General features: G+C 59.0%; 16 protein-coding genes. 4 read left to right on the top strand and 12 right to left on the bottom strand.

The window, feature by feature from the left end; translation table 11 throughout:
• Window positions 1-40: 40 nt before the first annotated feature.
• Window positions 41-1,015 (bottom strand): aldo/keto reductase, encoded by a 975-nt coding sequence (locus ACT7DV_RS13180; RefSeq protein WP_444663174.1) that lies wholly within the window; start codon window positions 1,013-1,015, stop codon window positions 41-43.
• Window positions 1,016-1,147: 132 nt separating this feature from the next.
• Here ACT7DV_RS13180 and argG point away from each other — a divergent pair, with 132 nt between their 5' ends.
• Window positions 1,148-2,575: an argininosuccinate synthase gene (gene argG, locus ACT7DV_RS13175; RefSeq protein ID WP_444663173.1), complete on the top strand. Its 1,428-nt coding sequence runs from the start codon at window positions 1,148-1,150 to the stop codon at window positions 2,573-2,575.
• Window positions 2,576-2,927: 352 nt separating this feature from the next.
• On the opposite strand, the gene ACT7DV_RS13170 is transcribed toward argG, so the two are convergent.
• The 7 genes from ACT7DV_RS13170 to ACT7DV_RS13140 all read right to left on the bottom strand — a co-directional run bounded on the left by ACT7DV_RS13170 (window position 2,928) and on the right by ACT7DV_RS13140 (window position 8,525).
• A complete protein-coding gene (locus ACT7DV_RS13170) occupies window positions 2,928-3,263 on the bottom strand; it encodes a hypothetical protein (protein ID WP_444663172.1) in 336 nt (111 codons plus the stop codon).
• Between the two features lie 22 nt (window positions 3,264-3,285).
• Entirely contained in the window at window positions 3,286-3,765 is a 480-nt protein-coding gene (locus ACT7DV_RS13165) for a GNAT family N-acetyltransferase (RefSeq protein WP_444663171.1), read from the bottom strand.
• A gap of 6 nt (window positions 3,766-3,771) precedes the next feature.
• The gene (locus ACT7DV_RS13160) at window positions 3,772-4,341 is read right to left on the bottom strand and encodes a hypothetical protein (protein ID WP_444663169.1); all 570 of its coding nucleotides are present in this window, start codon (window positions 4,339-4,341) and stop codon (window positions 3,772-3,774) included.
• Window positions 4,342-4,385: 44 nt separating this feature from the next.
• Window positions 4,386-4,976, bottom strand: coding sequence for a DUF402 domain-containing protein (locus ACT7DV_RS13155; protein WP_444663167.1), 591 nt, complete (start codon window positions 4,974-4,976; stop codon window positions 4,386-4,388).
• Window positions 4,973-6,940: a 1-deoxy-D-xylulose-5-phosphate synthase gene (gene dxs / locus ACT7DV_RS13150; protein WP_444663166.1), complete on the bottom strand. Its 1,968-nt coding sequence runs from the start codon at window positions 6,938-6,940 to the stop codon at window positions 4,973-4,975. Before dxs ends, ACT7DV_RS13155 begins: the two co-directional genes overlap by 4 nt.
• 164 nt (window positions 6,941-7,104) lie before the next feature.
• Window positions 7,105-7,962 carry a phosphotransferase gene (locus tag ACT7DV_RS13145; protein WP_444663164.1) on the bottom strand — a complete coding sequence of 286 codons (858 nt, stop codon included), beginning with the start codon at window positions 7,960-7,962 and terminating at the stop codon, window positions 7,105-7,107.
• Between the two features lie 14 nt (window positions 7,963-7,976).
• Window positions 7,977-8,525, bottom strand: a complete 549-nt coding sequence (locus ACT7DV_RS13140) for a GNAT family N-acetyltransferase (protein ID WP_444663162.1) — start codon at window positions 8,523-8,525, stop codon at window positions 7,977-7,979.
• A gap of 81 nt (window positions 8,526-8,606) precedes the next feature.
• On the opposite strand from ACT7DV_RS13140, the gene ACT7DV_RS13135 reads away from it, so the two are divergent.
• Window positions 8,607-9,242: a class I SAM-dependent methyltransferase gene (locus ACT7DV_RS13135; RefSeq protein WP_444663160.1), complete on the top strand. Its 636-nt coding sequence runs from the start codon at window positions 8,607-8,609 to the stop codon at window positions 9,240-9,242.
• 93 nt (window positions 9,243-9,335) lie between these two features.
• Here the strand turns inward: ACT7DV_RS13135 and acnA are convergent, their stop codons facing one another.
• The 3 genes from acnA to ACT7DV_RS13120 form a co-directional block, all read right to left on the bottom strand.
• Entirely contained in the window at window positions 9,336-12,071 is a 2,736-nt protein-coding gene (gene acnA, locus ACT7DV_RS13130; RefSeq protein ID WP_444663158.1) for an aconitate hydratase AcnA, read from the bottom strand.
• Window positions 12,072-12,235: 164 nt separating this feature from the next.
• Window positions 12,236-13,558 (bottom strand): class I SAM-dependent RNA methyltransferase, encoded by a 1,323-nt coding sequence (locus ACT7DV_RS13125; protein WP_444663156.1) that lies wholly within the window; start codon window positions 13,556-13,558, stop codon window positions 12,236-12,238.
• A 26-nt stretch (window positions 13,559-13,584) separates the two neighbouring features.
• Complete coding sequence (locus ACT7DV_RS13120) at window positions 13,585-15,579, bottom strand: APC family permease (protein ID WP_444663154.1); 1,995 nt, start codon at window positions 15,577-15,579, stop codon at window positions 13,585-13,587.
• Window positions 15,580-15,724: 145 nt separating this feature from the next.
• On the opposite strand from ACT7DV_RS13120, the gene ACT7DV_RS13115 reads away from it, so the two are divergent.
• The gene (locus tag ACT7DV_RS13115) at window positions 15,725-16,402 is read left to right on the top strand and encodes a potassium channel family protein (protein ID WP_060701928.1); all 678 of its coding nucleotides are present in this window, start codon (window positions 15,725-15,727) and stop codon (window positions 16,400-16,402) included.
• A 13-nt stretch (window positions 16,403-16,415) separates the two neighbouring features.
• Window positions 16,416-17,081 (top strand): potassium channel family protein, encoded by a 666-nt coding sequence (locus tag ACT7DV_RS13110; RefSeq protein ID WP_444663152.1) that lies wholly within the window; start codon window positions 16,416-16,418, stop codon window positions 17,079-17,081.
• Here the strand turns inward: ACT7DV_RS13110 and ACT7DV_RS13105 are convergent.
• Window positions 17,078-17,806, bottom strand: coding sequence for a DUF3159 domain-containing protein (locus ACT7DV_RS13105; protein WP_444663150.1), 729 nt, complete (start codon window positions 17,804-17,806; stop codon window positions 17,078-17,080). The two genes, ACT7DV_RS13110 and ACT7DV_RS13105, sit on opposite strands and share 4 nt — an antisense overlap.
• Window positions 17,807-17,856: the final 50 nt, after the last annotated feature.

Raw genomic sequence — 17,856 nt, 5'->3', positions numbered from 1 at the left:
CTGGCGTGTTGCAACATTCCGCTTTGTGCGCAACCGGCAATTAGAAAAGTGCCACCTTCTGCGGAGCTGGGAAGATGGAATCCAGTTCGGCACGCTCGGCATCCGACGGAACCCAGCGTACTGCCTTGGCGTTCATCTGGATTTGCTCGGGGCGGGTAGCTCCAGCGATGACCGATGACACGGGTAGCTGCGCTGCCAGCCAGGAGAAAGCAAGCTCGATTGGCGCCAGATCGCGATCTGCGGCAAACTGCGCAAAACGATCAAGCTGCTCAAAATCAGAGGTTTCAACCAGCTGCTGACGAGCATGAGTAAGGCGGCTGCCATCAGGGGCGTATCCCTTGGAATACTTTCCGGTCAGCAATCCGTTGGCTAGCGGGAAGTACGGAAGAACGCCGAGTCCAAACTCGCGCGCAGCAGGCAGCACTTCCAGCTCTGCGCGACGGTCAATGAGATTGTAATGGTTCTGTGCTGAGATGAATCGCTCGGTGCCCAGCTCGCGGGCCACATACTCTGCCTGGGCGATCTGCCACCCTGCGCGGTTGGAATGGCCAATATATTGGACCTTTCCGCTGGTGACCAGATCGTCCAAGGCGCGCAGCGTCTCGTCGATCGGGGTATTGGCATCTGGCGTGTGGAATTGGTACAGATCGATATGATCCGTGCCAAGGCGCTTCAGGGAAGCTTCCACTGCCTTCATGATGTACCGGCGAGAACCGCGGGCATTGAAGTCCGGCCCGTTGGCCCCACTGACATCCATGCCGAATTTGGTGGCCAGGACAATGTTCTCGCGGTTCTTGCCCAGGGCCTTGCCCAGGCGCTGCTCGGATAATCCTGCAGTTTTTCCGTAGTTGTCCGCGACGTCGAAGAACGTGATACCGGCGTCCAAGGCGGCGTGAACTACTGCGTCCGAGCCTTCCTGGGACTCGGTAGCGGTACCGGTTCGGCCCAAATTGTTGCAGCCCAAACCCACGACGGACACGCTCAAGCCACTGTGTCCTAGTTGACGGAATTCCATGCACACCTCGCTGTTTTTCCTTCGCCGCTTTTCTGCGCGACCTTATACCCATAGGCTATCGGGTAGGTGCTGTAACCGAAGAGTTCACGACACAATTCACTGCATTGCATATTTATCCATTAGGATGGAAACATGTCTAAAGTTCTTACCAATCTTCCTGTAGGCGAACGCGTCGGAATCGCGTTCTCCGGTGGCCTCGACACGTCGGTGGCAGTAGCTTGGATGCGCGACAAGGGCGCCATTCCTTACACCTACACTGGCGATCTCGGCCAGTACGACGAACCAGATATTGACGCCGTTCCTGGCCGTGCACTGGAGTACGGCGCCGAGAACTCCCGTCTGGTCGATTGCAAGCCGGCACTCGCCGAGGAAGGCTTTGCAGCTCTTGCCTGCGGCGCCTTCCATATCCGCACCGGTGGCAAAACCTACTTCAACACCACCCCACTGGGCCGCGCCGTCACCGGCACGCTGCTGGTACGTGCCATGCGCGAAGACGGTGTGGATGTCTGGGGCGATGGTTCGACCTACAAGGGCAACGACATCGAGCGCTTCTACCGCTACGGCCTGATGGCCAACCCGAAGCTGCGCATCTACAAGCCATGGCTTGACCCGAACTTCGTCGCTGAGCTCGGCGGTCGCCAGGAAATGTCGGAGTGGCTGCAGGAGCACGGCTTCCCATACCGTGACTCGGCCGAAAAGGCCTACTCGACCGACGCCAACATCTGGGGCGCAACCCACGAAGCCAAGACCCTGGAACTGCTCAACAGCTCGATTGAGACCGTTGAGCCGATCATGGGTGTGAAGTACTGGGACGAGAACGTTGAGATCAAGACCGAAGACGTCTCGGTTTCCTTCGTTGCCGGCCGCCCGGTAGCCATCAACGGCAAGGAATACACCGACGCTGTGGCTCTCGTGAATGAAGCCAACATCATTGGTGGACGCCACGGTCTGGGCATGAGCGACCAGATCGAGAACCGCATCATCGAGGCCAAGTCGCGCGGCATCTACGAAGCGCCTGCCATGGCTCTGCTGTACATCGCGTACGAGCGCCTGGTCAACGCCATCCACAACGAAGACACCGTGGCCAGCTACCACAACGAGGGCCGCCGCCTGGGCCGCCTGATGTACGAAGGCCGCTGGCTGGACCCACAGGCCCTGATGCTGCGCGAATCGCTGCAGCGCTGGGTCGGCTCGGCCATCACCGGTACCGTCACCATCCGCCTGCGCCGCGGCGACGACTACACGATCGTGAACACCGAGGGCGATAACCTCAGCTACCACCCGGACAAGCTGTCGATGGAACGCGTGGGCGACGCAGCCTTCGGTCCAGTTGACCGCATCGGCCAGCTGACCATGCGCAACCTGGACATCGCCGACTCGCGCGGCCGCCTGGAGCAGTACGCCAACATGGGCCTGGTCGGTGGAACCACCGCAGAACTCGTTGGTTCGCTGGAAGCCGGTGGCGCCAATGATATCGTCAACGCCACAGCTGTGGACAGCGACGATCTGGCTACCGATCGCGCCATTGAATCGGCTGCTTTCGACGCTGGTACCGACTAAAGGCTAGCCGCTAGTCAAAAACGGATCAGGGCTTCTCTTGAAGAGAAGCCCTGATCCGTCTTTGTTTTTACCTTGGTTCCCAGCAGAACAATCCATTGACAGCTGCGAGGAACTGCAACTCCATGATGGAACCACCCAGGGCCAATAGCCGCAGAGATCCATGAATAATTGCCTTGGCCTTGCTGCACTTCGCCATGAACTTGAACGCTACATAGCCCAAGCAGGTCCCGAGGGTGATTTAGGTACCGAACAAGGCCGCTTGCTCGTTAGGCAGGGTCATCGACTTGCCCGTTTCCGGCCCGATGACAAATCCAGCAACCGTTTGCACCGCGGCTGCGAAGTCCACTCGAACCTAGGCTTCCAGCAATGCCAGCAGCGGGCTGAGAGCCAGCGTGAAGCCAATGAGCGAGACCATCCGCAGGATCAAGCGCACGCGGGCACCTTGCTTGGAATTAGGTGCTGGAAGGTTGAACCCGTGCTCGATAATCCAGGCCACGATCGTCACCAAGACGCCGGCCAGAGCCAATTGCGCAGGAGCTACCTCGCTGAGAAGCGAAACAATTCCAATTCCAATAATGGCGCCGACGAATGCTTGGAATACCAGATGAAGGGGCACGCGGGTAGCGCCCATCTGCGGCGACTTACGAGGGGCACCGGGAGTCTCATCCCGATCTTCCTGAGGAATCATATCTCCTAATTTCCTATAACAATCAAGCCGAGAGGATCATGGCGTCTTCGCTGAGTTCTTTGCGAAGCAATAGACCACAGCCTCCGCTGAACGACACTGCCCCGAAGTGGGAAGCCCTCGCTATTTCTTTGAAGCCGAAAGATGCCTGCAAGGCAAGCGAGCTGGTATTCCGTGCATTGACGATGCACCATGCGGTAGTGTCCCGCTCGGCGACCCACTTCAGCCGCACAACAGTCAGTATCGAGGCGAATCCACGATGCTGATGCTCTCGCGAAATTTCGACACCGGAGAGGTAGTAGCCAGCCGGAGCAAGCTGATCGCTTGGATCCCACCAGCCAGCTCTCGCCCACCCGACAAGCTGGCCTTGCGGATCCTTCAGCACCAACTGGCATTCATTATCGCCAAAGCGGGAGGGTTCTGAAGAACGCCCCAGGGACCGCGACAGTTTCCGTATGGCTTCGTGGTCGGAAGCCTGCATGGCTTCGGGCTGAAGAGCAGACATGGTTCTCTAGTCGAGGGTCATTGGCTTCGGCGGCATTGGGTGCACGCTCTTGAGCTTCTCGGGCGTTGCGTATTCCGCGGTGCCAATGCTCATTTTGGTGAAGTCCAGCTTCGCTTCACGGATGCACGTCTTGATCGCTGCGACTGCCAGTTTAGGCGCCGGGGTGAGAATACGGATGTTGATCTTCCGAGGTGCAAAGTCGCTGGACTCCACGGTGCCCAATCCACGCCATGCCAGGTGTCCGGTCAAAGCTTCCTTGGCCTTCTTTTCCAAGTAGTGGTCACGCTCGGTGCCGGTGGCCGACTTCAACGCGTATTGCACGATGACCCAAGACTGATCTTCCTCGCTGATTTCGGCGTAGCCTTCATCGGCGCAAGTCTGCAAGAATCCAGCGAACAGCTCATCGGCACGATCGTTATCTACGTCCTGGACATTGCTGGTGGTGGACATGTGGCCCACGCTGCCATGGTTAATGACGAACTGGCCTACTTCTTCGTCCTCGAATTGCTGGAACCACGCTTCGCGGAAGTGCAGTACGTTTTTCTCGTCCAAACGATAGGTGCGAATAATCGCCATTGGTTTCCCTTTACAAGGTCAGTAGATCAATGAAGTGCTTGTGGTTATAAGTTGTGAAGCTGGTCGGCCTTTTCAAGCCAGCCTTGGCGGTGCGAGTGGTTGAAGGGTACTTCATCCCGTTGAACCGCATCGAGGAGTTTCGTGCTGGCTGCGCGTATCTCGTTCTTGAGTACCTCGGGGTAGTCCATTGACCGCCCATGTTCCTCGAATTCGTCTTCGTCGTCGAGGAAAGTACCGCGGCTTCGCGACCGGATGACGTCGAGGTCAAGGTCCACCGAATTCACTTCCCAGCCGCCATGCTGCAGCGGACGCCATCCGATGGCATCGGAGAGATCGATGTAGACATCAAAATCCTCGGCAGGATCCGCATACAGCGTGGCGATCCATGACCCCGCGTGAGGAATCAGGCACAGAGCATTTGTTTGAGCCAAGTGGGCGGCGCCAGGCCTTGCGACCAGTGAGCCAGCGGGTTGGAACAACCAGTGCCCGTGCGCATCTTTTCCGAGGTAGAACCCCGGAACCACCCAATGCGGCTGGCCGTTGTATTTCCAGGCGCGGGCTACCACCAAGGCGCCGAAATCGATGCTTTCAGGGTTGCGCGGCAAATCAACGGGGAAGCTGTGCAGTGCACTCATAGCTTGGGAATCTGTCCTGTGGGCAGATCCTGGCCTGGCAGTGGACGGGCAAACGGAACCTTGGTGCCAAGCACTTGGGCGAGCGTGTCCCTTGCCACCTGCTGGGCGGTCAAGCCGACCCGATCAAGAACTTCGGCTCGTGAACCGTGGGCAAGAAATTCGGTAGGCAAGCCGACTTCGTTCAGTGCAGTGTCGACACCAGCTGCACGCATTTCGGTACGCAGACGGGAGCCAACACCGCCAGCCCGGACTCCATCTTCGATGCACACCACGATGCGGTGGCGAGCAGCCAATGAAATTACCGACTTCGGCATCGGCAGGACCCAACGAGGATCCACCACGGTAACCGAGACACCTTGGCTATTGAGCCGCTGGGCAACGTCAAGGGACAACTCGCTCATGGCGCCGACCGAAACGATCAGGACGTCTGGCGCAGCCTTGTCACCCAGGCGGGCCAATACATCTACGCCATCTGGCAAGCGGTCGATTGCTTCAATGGGTTCGCCAACGGAGCCCTTGGAGAAGCGAACAACGCTCGGTGCATCGTTGATGTCCAATGCCTCACGCAGTTCTTCACGCAGGCGGGATGCGTCGCGTGGTGCTGCCAAATGCAGGTTCGGGACAATTTGGGTCAGCGCCATGTCCCACATGCCATGGTGGCTTGCACCATCCGGGCCTGTAACGCCGGCACGGTCAAGAACGATGGTGACCCCGGCCTTGTGCAAGGCGACGTCCATGAGCAATTGGTCGAAGGCACGGTTCAGGAATGTCGCATAAACGCAGACCACTGGGTGCAGTCCGCCGAAAGCCAATCCGGCTGCGGTGGTCATGGCATGCTGTTCTGCGATGCCGACATCGATCACGCGCTCGGGATGCTCCTGAGCCATTTTCTTGAGGCCCACCGGTTGCAGCATTGCGCCGGTGATCGCGACAATATCGTCGCGTTCCTTGGCCACCTTGGCGATTTCTTCGCCGAAGACGCTGGTCCAGCTTTGCGCGCTGGACTTGGATACGGGCAGGCCGGTCACCGGGTCGATGATGCCCACCGCATGGAACTGGTCAGCTTCATCGGCGCGGGCTGGCGCGTAGCCGTGCCCCTTTTCGGTCAAGGCATGGACAAGCACTGGACCGGAATATTGCTTGGCCTGCTGCAGCGCTTCTTCGACTGCGCGCTGGTTGTGCCCATCAATCGGGCCAATGTATTTCAGCCCGAGATCTTCAAAAAGCCCCTGCGGAGCCCACCAGTCCTTGATTCCCTTTTTGGTTGCGTGAAGGGACTTGTAGGTGAATCCACCTACGGGTCCTGCGCCCTTGAGCTTGTCCTTGAGCTTTTCCATCGCGGTTTCGTACGCGGGATGGGTGCGGAACTTATCCAGTTGCTGCCGAAGTCCCGAGAGCTGATTAGCCAAGCCGCCAATAGTCGGGGCGTACGAACGGCCGTTATCGTTGACCACAATCACGGCTTTGCGGTCCTTATCGGCCGCGATGTTATTTACAGCTTCCCAGGCCATGCCACCGGTCAAGGCACCGTCGCCGACGAGGGCCACGGCATAGCGCTCATTGTTGCGCATCAGCTTATTGGCACGGGAAATGCCATCAATCCACGAAAGCGAGGAGGAAGCGTGGGAGGACTCGACCACGTCATGTTCTGATTCGGCCCGGTCGGGGTAGCCGGACAAGCCGCCCTGCTGGCGCAAGGTCTCAAAGTTCTGGCGCCCGGTCACGAGCTTATGAACATACGACTGGTGTCCGGTGTCAAAGACGACGGAGTCTTGTGGCGAGTCAAAGACTCGGTGGATGCCCAGAGTCAGTTCGACGACGCCGAGGTTAGGGCCCAAGTGGCCGCCGGTGCGAGCAACGTTATCGATGAGAAAAGTACGAATTTCATCCGCGAGCTCGTGAAGTTGTTCCAGGGTCAGCGCCCGCAGATCGCTTGGTTTCTTGATGGTCTTCAGCAAAGACACGCTCGTCCCCTTTACAAATTCGCCCGTGGTGGCCGTGAGCCCATGCGAAATACTTAGTCTACCGCGTTGGAAGCTTCTCCTATTATCCGCCACTGCTCCGGATAGCGCGAATTTCCAGGCAATGACGTTCAATACCTCGTCCTGCAATGGTGAACAGCGGATGCTTATTCGAACCTCGCCAGCGCGTCCTGAATCATCCGGTGTCCTTGCGCCTCAAATTCGGCGTCGCCCACTTGATATGCCCAGATGGCCGTTCCGATGGCTTCTCGCAGGAGCATGAGACGCCATGATGGCTCGTGGCGGGGATCCTCACCGTAGCCTTCGATGAAGGCGGACTCCAGCTCCGGGTGCCCTTTGAATTGCTGGCTGCCCAATCTGGCCAGATCGCTGGCAGCTGGTCGAAACTCGAACCTGCCAAAATCTATGGCTCGCAATTGGCCTTGATCCACCAGCCAATTGCGTGGCTGCCAGTCACCATGAGTTGGAACAAGCACCGCATCTCGGGGCTCTTGCGCGGTCAAGATCCGTTCGATCTCCTTGCATTGGCCCACGCTGATTCGATGTTCCGAGGACAATAATCGACGGAACTTTACGAGCAATCGGGATTCGTAGTCCGGGTCAAGCCGGTGAGCCTGGGAATGGAAGGCCTTTAGCGCGGCACCGGCCTGACGGTGGATATCTGGACTAAATTCGTCGCCCGTTCCCGCGCAGAGCGTGCCTGGCAAGTAGTCCAAAACCATTAGGCGCAGTTCCTCGCTAGAAAACAGCATTTCTGCAGCGAGACCGCGTGTTTTCAGTTCCCTGGTGTAACTTTGATGCGCGATAAGCTCACGAGAAATATGGTGGTTGCCTTCTCCCCCGGTTTTGACGATGCATTCCTGCTGGCTCGTGCGAAGATGCAGCACTCTTGTGTCGGTAAGGTTCCATGAAAGGTCTCGAACGACCTCAACATTGCCAAACCAGGCACGCAGTTGAGCTGCTTGTTCAGCGGTCAGGAACTGCGCAGGATCATTTCCAGTCATCGCAAAACCATGGGCTAGCTTCTGGCCGATGGCGCCACATAGACCAGGTGTTCAGCACTGGCGTATCCGCGGGTGCGGCCGAAACGTTGTAGCCCCAAACGATCGCAAATTTTCTGTGATGCCTCGTTACGCGGATCTACAATGGCGAAAACCTGCTGATCCGCGTTCGCCTGGTTGGCGTAGCCAAGCACTGCGCGAGCAGCTTCCGTGGCGCAGCCTTGGCCTTGAGCCTCGGGGTGCAAATGCCACCCTATTTCGCTGGGTTGATGATCGAAGCCGATGCTAATTGCGCGCTGCATTTCTTCGCTCATGGGCTTGCACAATAGGTTTCCGACGAGCCTGCCGGTGTCGCGGCGCGCTACCGCCCAAATCCCTTGCCCGGCTCCACGCACAGCGCGTCGACGGCCAATGGAGGCCAATGCTTCCTCCATCGTCGTCATGAGCGTTGCACCGAGCCCCAAGTACCGCATGGTTTCCGTGCGTGATTCCAAATCCAGAAGGAATGAAGCATCCGACGGCTCCCACGCACGCAGGATCAATCGATGGGTGTGAAGCTCTTTCACAGGCCCTCCTTCCACGCCACGTTTACGCCTGTTCGGCAAAGTTCCACTGGGGTTGGCCGTGCAGCTCGCTAGGCTGTGAGCATGCCACAGATATATTCCGCAATTCCCACGGCCCAGCGCTACGCTTCCTTGTCCGAAGCCTATATTGAATTGTTCGGCCGAGTCGAGCAGGCGGAGCCGGAAGACCGGGAACTGATCACCCAGTGGGCCCAGGACTTGGCAGGCCCTGTACTGGATGCGGGTTGCGGCCCCGGGCAGTGGACGCAAGCCGTTGCAAGCGCTGAACGCCCGGCCATCGGTGTGGACATGGTGCCCGAGTTCATAGAACATGCCACAGCAAACTATCCAGAGTGCACTTTTCAGCAAGCGGACATGAGTGCATTGCCCTTTCCCGATGGCAGTTTTTCTGGGATTCTCGCATGGTATTCAATCATCCACACGCCGCCGGAGCAGCTGCCTGAAGTTCTGAATTCATTGGCCAGAGTGCTGGAACCGGGCGGGGCATTGCTCCTGGGTTTTTTCGCTGCCCAGAAGGTTCATCCATTCGAGCACAAGGTCGCACCGGCATGGTACTGGCCGGTTGGGGAACTATCAATGCTGGTTGAGGCTGCAGGTTTCGAGATCGTGGATCGGGGCACCAGAGACCGAAGCGGGGCCAGGTGCCATGGGCAGATCGTGGCCCAGCGCAATCACATAGATGGCTCGGGGATTAAATAGATTTGAGGCCCAAGGCAAATGCCTTGGGCCTCAAATCTTTGGGTGTTGCGTAACTACCTGAGATTCACCCCGGCGTGTGCCGGGACGGATCTGCTAGTTAGCAGCAGCGATCTGGCGCAGTACGTACTGCAGGATGCCGCCGTTGCGGTAGTAGTCAGCTTCGCCTGGGGTATCGATGCGCAGAACTGCGTCGAACTCGGTCACCTTGCCGTCAACAGCGGTGGCGGTAACCTTCAGGGTCTTCGGGGTGGTGCCGTTGTTCAGCTCGGTCACGCCGGCGACTGCGAAGGTCTCGGTACCGGTCAGGCCCAGCGAATCAGCGGACTCGCCCTCTGGGAACTGCAGTGGCAGAACGCCCATGCCGATCAGGTTCGAGCGGTGGATGCGCTCGAAGGACTCGGTGATGACGGCCTTGACGCCCAGCAATGCGGTGCCCTTGGCAGCCCAGTCACGCGAGGATCCCGAACCGTATTCCTTGCCACCCAGAACGACCAGCGGGGTGCCGGCAGCCTTGTAGTTCTCTGCAGCGTCGTAGACGTAAGCCTGCGGAGCACCTTCCTGGGTGAAGTCGCGGGTGAAGCCACCCTCGACGCCGTCCAGCAGCTGGTTCTTGATGCGGATGTTCGCGAAGGTACCGCGGATCATGACCTCGTGGTTGCCACGGCGCGAGCCGTAGGAGTTGAAGTCCTTGCGATCCACGCCATTCTCGATCAAGTAGCGGCCAGCCGGGGTCTCCGACTTGAACGAACCTGCAGGAGAGATGTGGTCGGTGGTGACCGAGTCGCCCAGCTTCAGCAGCACGCGAGCGCCGGAAATGTCCGACACAGGCTGTGGCTCAGCGGTCATGCCCTCGAAGTATGGTGCCTTGCGCGCGTAGGTCGACTTCTCGTCCCAAGCGAAGGTCGACCCCTCTGGGGTGTCCAGTGCCTTCCAGCGGTCATCGCCGTCGAAGACTCCTTCGTAGCCCTTGGCGAACATGTCCTTGTCGATCGACGAATCGATGATCTCCTGGACCTCGACAGGCGATGGCCAGATGTCCTTCAAGAAGACATCGTTGCCCTCGGCGTCCTGGCCCAGTGCGTCGGTCTCGAAGTCGAAGTCCATGGTGCCAGCCAGTGCGTAGGCGATGACCAGTGGCGGGGAAGCCAGGTAGTTCATCTTCACGTCTGGGTTGATGCGGCCTTCGAAGTTTCGGTTGCCCGAAAGAACTGCGGTGGCTGCGAGGTCGTTGGCGTTGATGGCCTCGGAGATCTCGGCATCCAATGGACCGGAGTTGCCGATGCACGTCGCGCAACCGTAGCCGACAACGAAGAAGCCGAGCTTCTCCAGGTATGGCAGTAGGCCGGACTTCTCGTAGTACTCGGTGACAACCTTCGAGCCCGGTGCGACCGAAGTCTTGACCCAAGGCTTGGAGGACAGGCCCTTTTCGGCGGCATTGCGAGCCAGAACGGCTGCGGCCAGCATGACCGAAGGGTTGGAGGTGTTGGTGCACGAGGTGATCGAAGCGATCGAAACCAGGCCGTGGTCCAGGGTGAACTGGGTGCCATCTTCCTTGGTCACGTCCACGGCTACCGATGGGCGGCCAGCGCCCTGGGTGTCCTCGGAGTCCGATACGTAGTTGTGCAGGTCCTTGCGGAACTGCTCCTTCGCGGAGGACAGCTCGATGCGGTCCTGCGGACGCTTCGGGCCAGAGATCGATGGAACAACGGTGGACAGGTCCAGCTCGAGGTATTCCGAGAAACGGATTTCGCGGCTTGCATCGTGCCACATGCCCTGTTCCTTGGCGTAAGCCTCAACCAATGCCACGTTCTCGTCGCTGCGGCCGGTCAGGCGCAGGTAGTCGAGGGTGACATCGTCGATAGGGAACATTGCGGCGGTCGAGCCGAATTCTGGGGACATGTTGCCGATGGTTGCACGGTTGGCCAGTGGCACAGCTGCCACGCCCTCGCCGTAGAACTCGACGAACTTGCCGACCACACCGTGCTTGCGCAGCATTTCGGTGATGGTCAAAACCACGTCGGTTGCGGTGGCGCCAGCTGGGATCGAGCCAGCGAGCTTGAAGCCGACAACACGTGGGATCAGCATGGACACTGGCTGGCCGAGCATTGCTGCTTCGGCCTCGATGCCGCCAACGCCCCAGCCGAGCACGCCCAGGCCGTTGACCATGGTGGTGTGCGAGTCGGTGCCGACGCAGGTATCAGGGTAAGCGCGCAGTACGCCGCCCACTTCGCGGGTCATGACGGTGCGAGCCAGGAACTCGATGTTGACCTGGTGCACGATGCCGGTTCCTGGCGGGACGACCTTGAAGTCGTCAAATGCGGTCTGTCCCCAGCGCAGGAACTGGTAACGCTCGCCATTGCGCTGGTATTCGATTTCCATGTTGCGCTCAACAGCGCCTTCGAAACCGAAGGTGTCGATCTGCACGGAGTGGTCGATGACCATTTCGGCAGGTGCCAATGGGTTCACACGGGTTGGATCGCCACCAAGGTCCTTGACGGCTTCGCGCATGGTTGCCAGGTCGACAACACAAGGGACACCGGTGAAGTCCTGCATGATGACACGAGCCGGGGTGAACTGGATTTCGGTGTTCGGCTGAGCCGAAGCATCCCACTGACCCAGTGCATTGATGTGCTCGCTCGTTACGTTCGCGCCGTCTTCGGTACGAAGCAGGTTCTCCAGCAGAACCTTAAGGCTGTAGGGAAGGCTTTCTGAGCCTTCAACCTTGTTCAGTCGGTAAATTTCATATTCGGTTCCATTGACGTCAAGTACGCCTTTGGCACCGAAGCTGTCCACATTGCTCACGTGGGACTCCTCTCGCCAGACACTCATTCTGTTGCACGCGCACACTGTAATTCCAGTTAGGAGTTCCTAACTGAGATAGTCAGGTTCCTAGCGCGGCAGAGCTAAAAACAGTCTATCGCCAACTGTAAGAAAAAGACTCCTCGGAATAAACTTTCATCGAAATTCGTGTCAGAATGTACGATTTCATCTCGTTAATGGCGGACAAAGAGCCCGATGGACTCCATATGGTGGGTATGCGGGTATAAATCGTGAATTTCGACGTGCTCTAATTCATAGCCGCGTGACGTCAATCGGGCGATATCCCGGGCAAAAGACGCCGGGTCGCAGGAGACGTAACAAATACGCGAAACAGCGCTGGAGCCCAGTTCCGCGGCTACTTGCTTGTCGATTCCTGCACGCGGCGGATCAAGCACCACCGCGTCCAACTGGGCATCGCGGGACACCTGGCGCAAAACCCGCTCAACGCGGCCGCGAATCACGGTAGCTTGCCCGAATGCCTTCAGATTTTTCTTCGCATCGGCATGGGTCCCCGGGGCACCTTCGATCGAAAAAATCCGGCCCTGCTGTCCCACGGACTTAGCCAAAGGCAACGAGAACAATCCTGCACCGGCATAAAGATCGGCAATCTGCTCACCACGCGCCGGCTCGATCAAGTCGAGAACGCGTTCGCTGAGCAAGCTGGCTGCTGAACGGTGCACCTGCCAGAAACCTTCGCCGGTAATGCGGTACTTCTCCCCCAGGACTTTTTCGCCCAGCCATGGGTTGCCGGCCAAAACCTGCAAGGATCCCTTGCCATCTGCCGCCGACCCGCCATGCTGGCTGAAGGAGGCAACATTCACCCCTTCGGGGAATTGCTTGGCTACCTTAGCGGCTGCACCCTGCATGGTTTCAGAAAGCAGAACCAGGATCGTTTGATCATCCGCGCTGGACACCGCGACTTCCACGCGGTCAATGCCCGTGTAGTCCACTGCGTAGATCCCGCTGCTCTCGATGGCGGAGTGCGCCAAGGGCATCGAGTCGATGCTCGTGAGCTTGTTGCTGCGAAAAGCGCTCATCGCCAAGTGGCCCGAGCCATCCACCGAGTACGACATGCGGGTACGCCACCCCAGGCCACCGGCTGCTCCAGCGACCGCTTGAACCGGCGGGAAGTTGTAGTCTTCTGCCTTCAGCCCGGCCAGGCGGGTGAACTGTTCGGCGGCCACCCGTGCTTTGAGCTCGCGCTGATGCTCCAGCGAAATATGCCCGAATTCTGCGCCACCCACCGGGTCGCGGTGCTTCAGCGCGTCAGCTGCATCCCAGAAATGCGGTACTCGGTGCTCGCTGGCCTCGTGCACCTCAACGACGTCCGCGCGCCAGAATTTTGCATCGGGCCCCGATTCGGTCAGCCGAACCGATACCAATTCGCCGGGAATGCCGTGGCGCACAAAAATCACGCGCCCCTCGTGGCGGGCCACCGTGTGCCCTCCATGGGCGATATTGCCCAAGCGAACCTGCAGCAGTGGTGATTCAGTCATGTTTTCGTCTTTCATCAGAAGCATTGTTAGCGGTGTGCCGAGTATTCTTCGGTGGCCCCGCCACCGACAGCACGCGAAGCGCTGAGCAAGCGCCAGGGCACCGAAGCGATGAGCACCCCTGGTTCATAGTGCAGGCGATTTTTCACTCTCAGCGCGGTCTGGTTGTGGACCAGTTGCTCCCACCAATGCCCGACCACGTATTCGGGGATGTACACCACGATCAGTTCGCGTGGCGACTCGCGCTTGATGGAACGAATATGTTCGATCAGCGCACCGGGGATGTCGCGGTAGGGCGAAGCCAAGGCCGTAATCGGCACGGGAATGCCCAAACGCTCCCAGTCTTCAAGGGTCTTTTCAGTCTTCGCGCGCTCCACGTCAACGATGATTGCCTCCAGCTTCGAAGGCCGGGAAGCGCGGGCGAAGGCCAGTGCCCGAAGCACGGGCTTGCGCACCGTGGAGACCAAGACCAGGGCATGCACTCGCGAAGGCAAGGCGGTGGCCGCATAATCCTCGTCGACTGCCAATTCCGCATCGACCTTCTGATAGTGCCGTTGCAGGGAATCCATGACCAGCATCAGCACCACAATGCCCAGCAGCGCCAGCCATGCGCCGTGCACGAACCTGGTAGCCAGGACGACCACCAGCACCAAAGCCGAGAGAATCAAACCGACCAGATTCAGCATGCGCTTGCGCTGTTTTGCAGCGCGAATCCTCCGGTCCGCGACGGGAACCAGAACACGCTTCCAGTGCTTGAGCATGCCCAGCTGGCTGAGTGTAAAGGAGACGAAAACGCCGACAACGTAGAGCTGCACGAGCAAGGTCACGTCGCCTTGGAAGAGCAGCACCAGGACAATGGCGGCCACGCCCAAGGACAGGATGCCGTTGGAGAACCCCAGCCGGTCGCCGCGGGTTCGCAATTGGCGCGGCAGGAAACCGTCGGTGGCCAAGTGGCTGGCCAGCGACGGGAATGAATTAAAGGCCTGGTTTCCAGCCAAGAGCAGCACCGCGATAGTCAACACCGACACGAGGATGAGGCCCAGCGTGTAGTCGCCGAAGACCGCCTGGGCTAATTGCCCCAATACCGGCACCTGGACGAAGCCCTCAGGGATCGGTCCGCCGTGGAGCAGGAATGATTCGTGCGGATCGGCGACCACTTTAATGCCGGTGGCGCGAGCAAGCATCAGGGTGCCAAGCGTGAGTACGCCGGAGAGCAAGCCCAGTACCAGCAGGATCCGGCCGGCGTTTTTGGCCCGGGGCTTGGCCAGTGTCTGGACGTTGGAAATCGGCACTTCGATACCGGTCAAGGCTGCCGATCCGGTGCTGAAGGCACGGAGGATCAGAAGTGCGCCCACCATCCCTTGCAAACCGGTAGAAAATTCTGCTTCGGGGACGATCGTGAATTCTGCGCTGGGCGCCAAGCCGAGGTTTCCGGTGAGAGCCATTACGCCGCCAATGGCAATAAGCAACAGCATCCCGGCAACAAAGAGATACACCGGAATAGCCAGGGTCCACCGCCCTTGGCCGGTGCCACGGAGGTTTCCCACCACCAGCAAGGCCACCAGAGCGGCCGCAACCCAGGCCTTGTACTCACCCAGTAACGGGAATATTGCGCTGAGATACGCGGCCGCCGAAGAGCTGGAGACGGCAACTGTCAGCACAAAGTCAACGAGCAAGGCGGCAGCTACAGCAGTGCCCGAGCGTGCGCCAAGATTCTTTTTGACGATCTCGTAATCGCCGCCGCCAGAAGGATACTCAACCACCGATTGACGGTAGGAAAGCACCAATACCACCAGTACGGCCAAGACGGCGACGCCCACGGCCGGGGAGAGCATCGTTGCAGCAATGCCGGCCATGGCCAGGGTCAGCAGAATTTCATCTGGCGCATAGGCCAATGACGACAGGGCGCTGGAGGAGAAAATCGGCAACGCAACATTCGGTGGCAACGGCTTCTTTTTCAGCTGTTCGGTGCTGAAGGGCCGTCCCACCAAAATCCTCTTGAGACCATCAAATAATGCAGGCACGTCATAACGTTATCGCAGGTGCGCAAGGCACACGGGCGGTTCGCCGCCAATAATCTGGGACCGAACAGCGCTATTGTTGCATTCGGAGCACCGTTAGGCGGTGCTCCGGACTAATCATCGCAAGCAGCAATCCAAGGAGTTCTCGGTGGCACATTTTGTGATCATGGGGTGCGGCCGCGTCGGCGTTTCGCTAGCCCATACACTGGATTCAGCGGGACATTCGGTGGCAATCATCGATCAAGACCCTCATGCTTTCCGCCGTCTGGGCAAGGACTTCGCCGGTCTTACGGTGACCGGACGAGGATTTGACCGCGACACCTTGGAAGCGGCCAAAATCGATGGCGCCTATGCGTTTGCTGCCGTATCCAGCGGTGATAATTCCAACATTCTCGCTACTCGAGTAGCCCGCGAAACCTATAACGTTCCTCATGTGGTGGCCCGTATTTATGATCCGGGACGCGCCGAAATCTACCAGCGCCTGGGCATACCCACGGTAGCTGCAGTGCGCTGGAGCACCGATCAGGTATTGCGCCGAATTCTGCCGGACTATTCGATGCGCGGGGACTTCCGGGAGCCGTCGGGACGTTTGGTTCTCACTGAAGTAGCGCTGAACCGGGACTGGTACGGCCGCCTGGTCAAGGATCTGGAAGCCGCCGCTGGCGTGCGCGTTGCCTACCTCACCAGATTTGGTGAAGGCACAATTCCGCAGAACCGCACCCGCCTGCAGGGCGGGGATCTGGTCCATGTCATGATGCGCATAGACCAGCTCAAGGACGTTGAAAAGATCCTTGCCAGCCCTCCCGCTCCCCTGCCCAACGACTGACTGAGAGGACCCCATGAAGGTCATGATTGCCGGAGCCGGTTCGGTCGGTTCCTCCATCGCCCGCGAACTGCTGATCAACGACCACGAGGTCTTGCTCATCGATATCCAGCCCGAGATGGCGCAGCGCGATGATCTCCAAGGAGTGAAATGGCTGATCGGCGACGCCTGCGAGCTTGCGGTTCTGCAGCAAGCGCATCTAGAGGATTACGATGTGGTGGTCTCCGCCAGCGGTGATGACAAGGTCAATCTTGTTGTCTCGCTGTTGGCAAAGAGCGAATTTGGCATCCGTCGCACCGTAGGCCGGGTGAATAATCCAAAAAATGAATGGATGTTCGACGATGCCTGGGGAGTCGACGTTGCCGTCAGCACCCCGCGCTTGATGACTGCTCTGGTTGAAGAAGCCGTGGAAGTCGGCGACCTGGTGCGCCTGCTGACATTGAAAACCGGCGAGGTCTACATGGTGGAATTTACCGTACCCCACGACTCCGCGCTCATTGGACGCACCATTGGGCGAATTCCCTGGCCGCAGGACACCACGCTCATGGCAGTGGTCCGCGACAAGACGCCTTTCCCGCCAAGTGCAGATGACGTAGTTGAGGGTGGCGATGAAATCTTCTTCATCACCACCCCCCAAGCAGAACCGCTATTGCGCCGGACCTTGCGCGAAGCCACCCGCTAGTTCGCCACTGCCCCCGAGGCGTCGCCGGTTGCGGTTTCAGCTGGCTTGGACAACAGCCAAGCAAACCACAGCCCGGCGGCGTACAGCGGAACGCCCATCAGGGCCCGTGCAACGCCCAATGCCACCACATGATCGGTGTAGTACATCGGCAGCTGCACCGCCAGGCGCAAGGCAAAGACTGCGATGATGATCCACGTCGCGACCTGGTAGCGGCGCAGCCGATCGGCCTTATTCCGCCATTCCACGCCTTCGTTGCGGATGAATCCGAACAGCAGGCCAATCAATGGCCACCGGACCACTACGGAGACAATCAGGGCGAGCAGGTAGGCACCGGAAGTATAGAACCCGGGGATGTAGTAGTCTTTCGCGTTGCCCGTATGACGGGCGGCGAAGGCACAAATCAAGATTCCGATCAGGCCAGAAGCTGACTGAATCAACGTGGAGCGCTTGGCCAGGCGGATGACCATGAAGATCACGCCAAGGCCGATCGAGGCAATCAGTGCCCAGGACAGGTTGCTGCTCAAGGCAAAAACCATGATGAAGATAAAACCGGGCAGCACCGTTTCAAGGATTCCGCGTACGCCGCCGACGGTCGACAGCAGATCAATCCCGCCATCCGCGTTCTGGGCGATATTGGAATTCGCTCCAATCATCGAGGCAAAAGACGGTTTGGCCTCTGGTTCAGGTTGCTGGTCGCCATCGCGTCCTGATTCCTCGTCGTGCATGATGCCCACTTCCATATTTCAAACAGCACACAGGCTGCCCCGCCACTGCG

This window comes from Glutamicibacter sp. TV12E (genome assembly GCF_052441935.1).
In the GTDB taxonomy this organism is placed as follows: Bacteria; Actinomycetota; Actinomycetes; order Actinomycetales; family Micrococcaceae; genus Glutamicibacter.
This window is presented reverse-complemented; position numbering and strand designations above follow the sequence as displayed.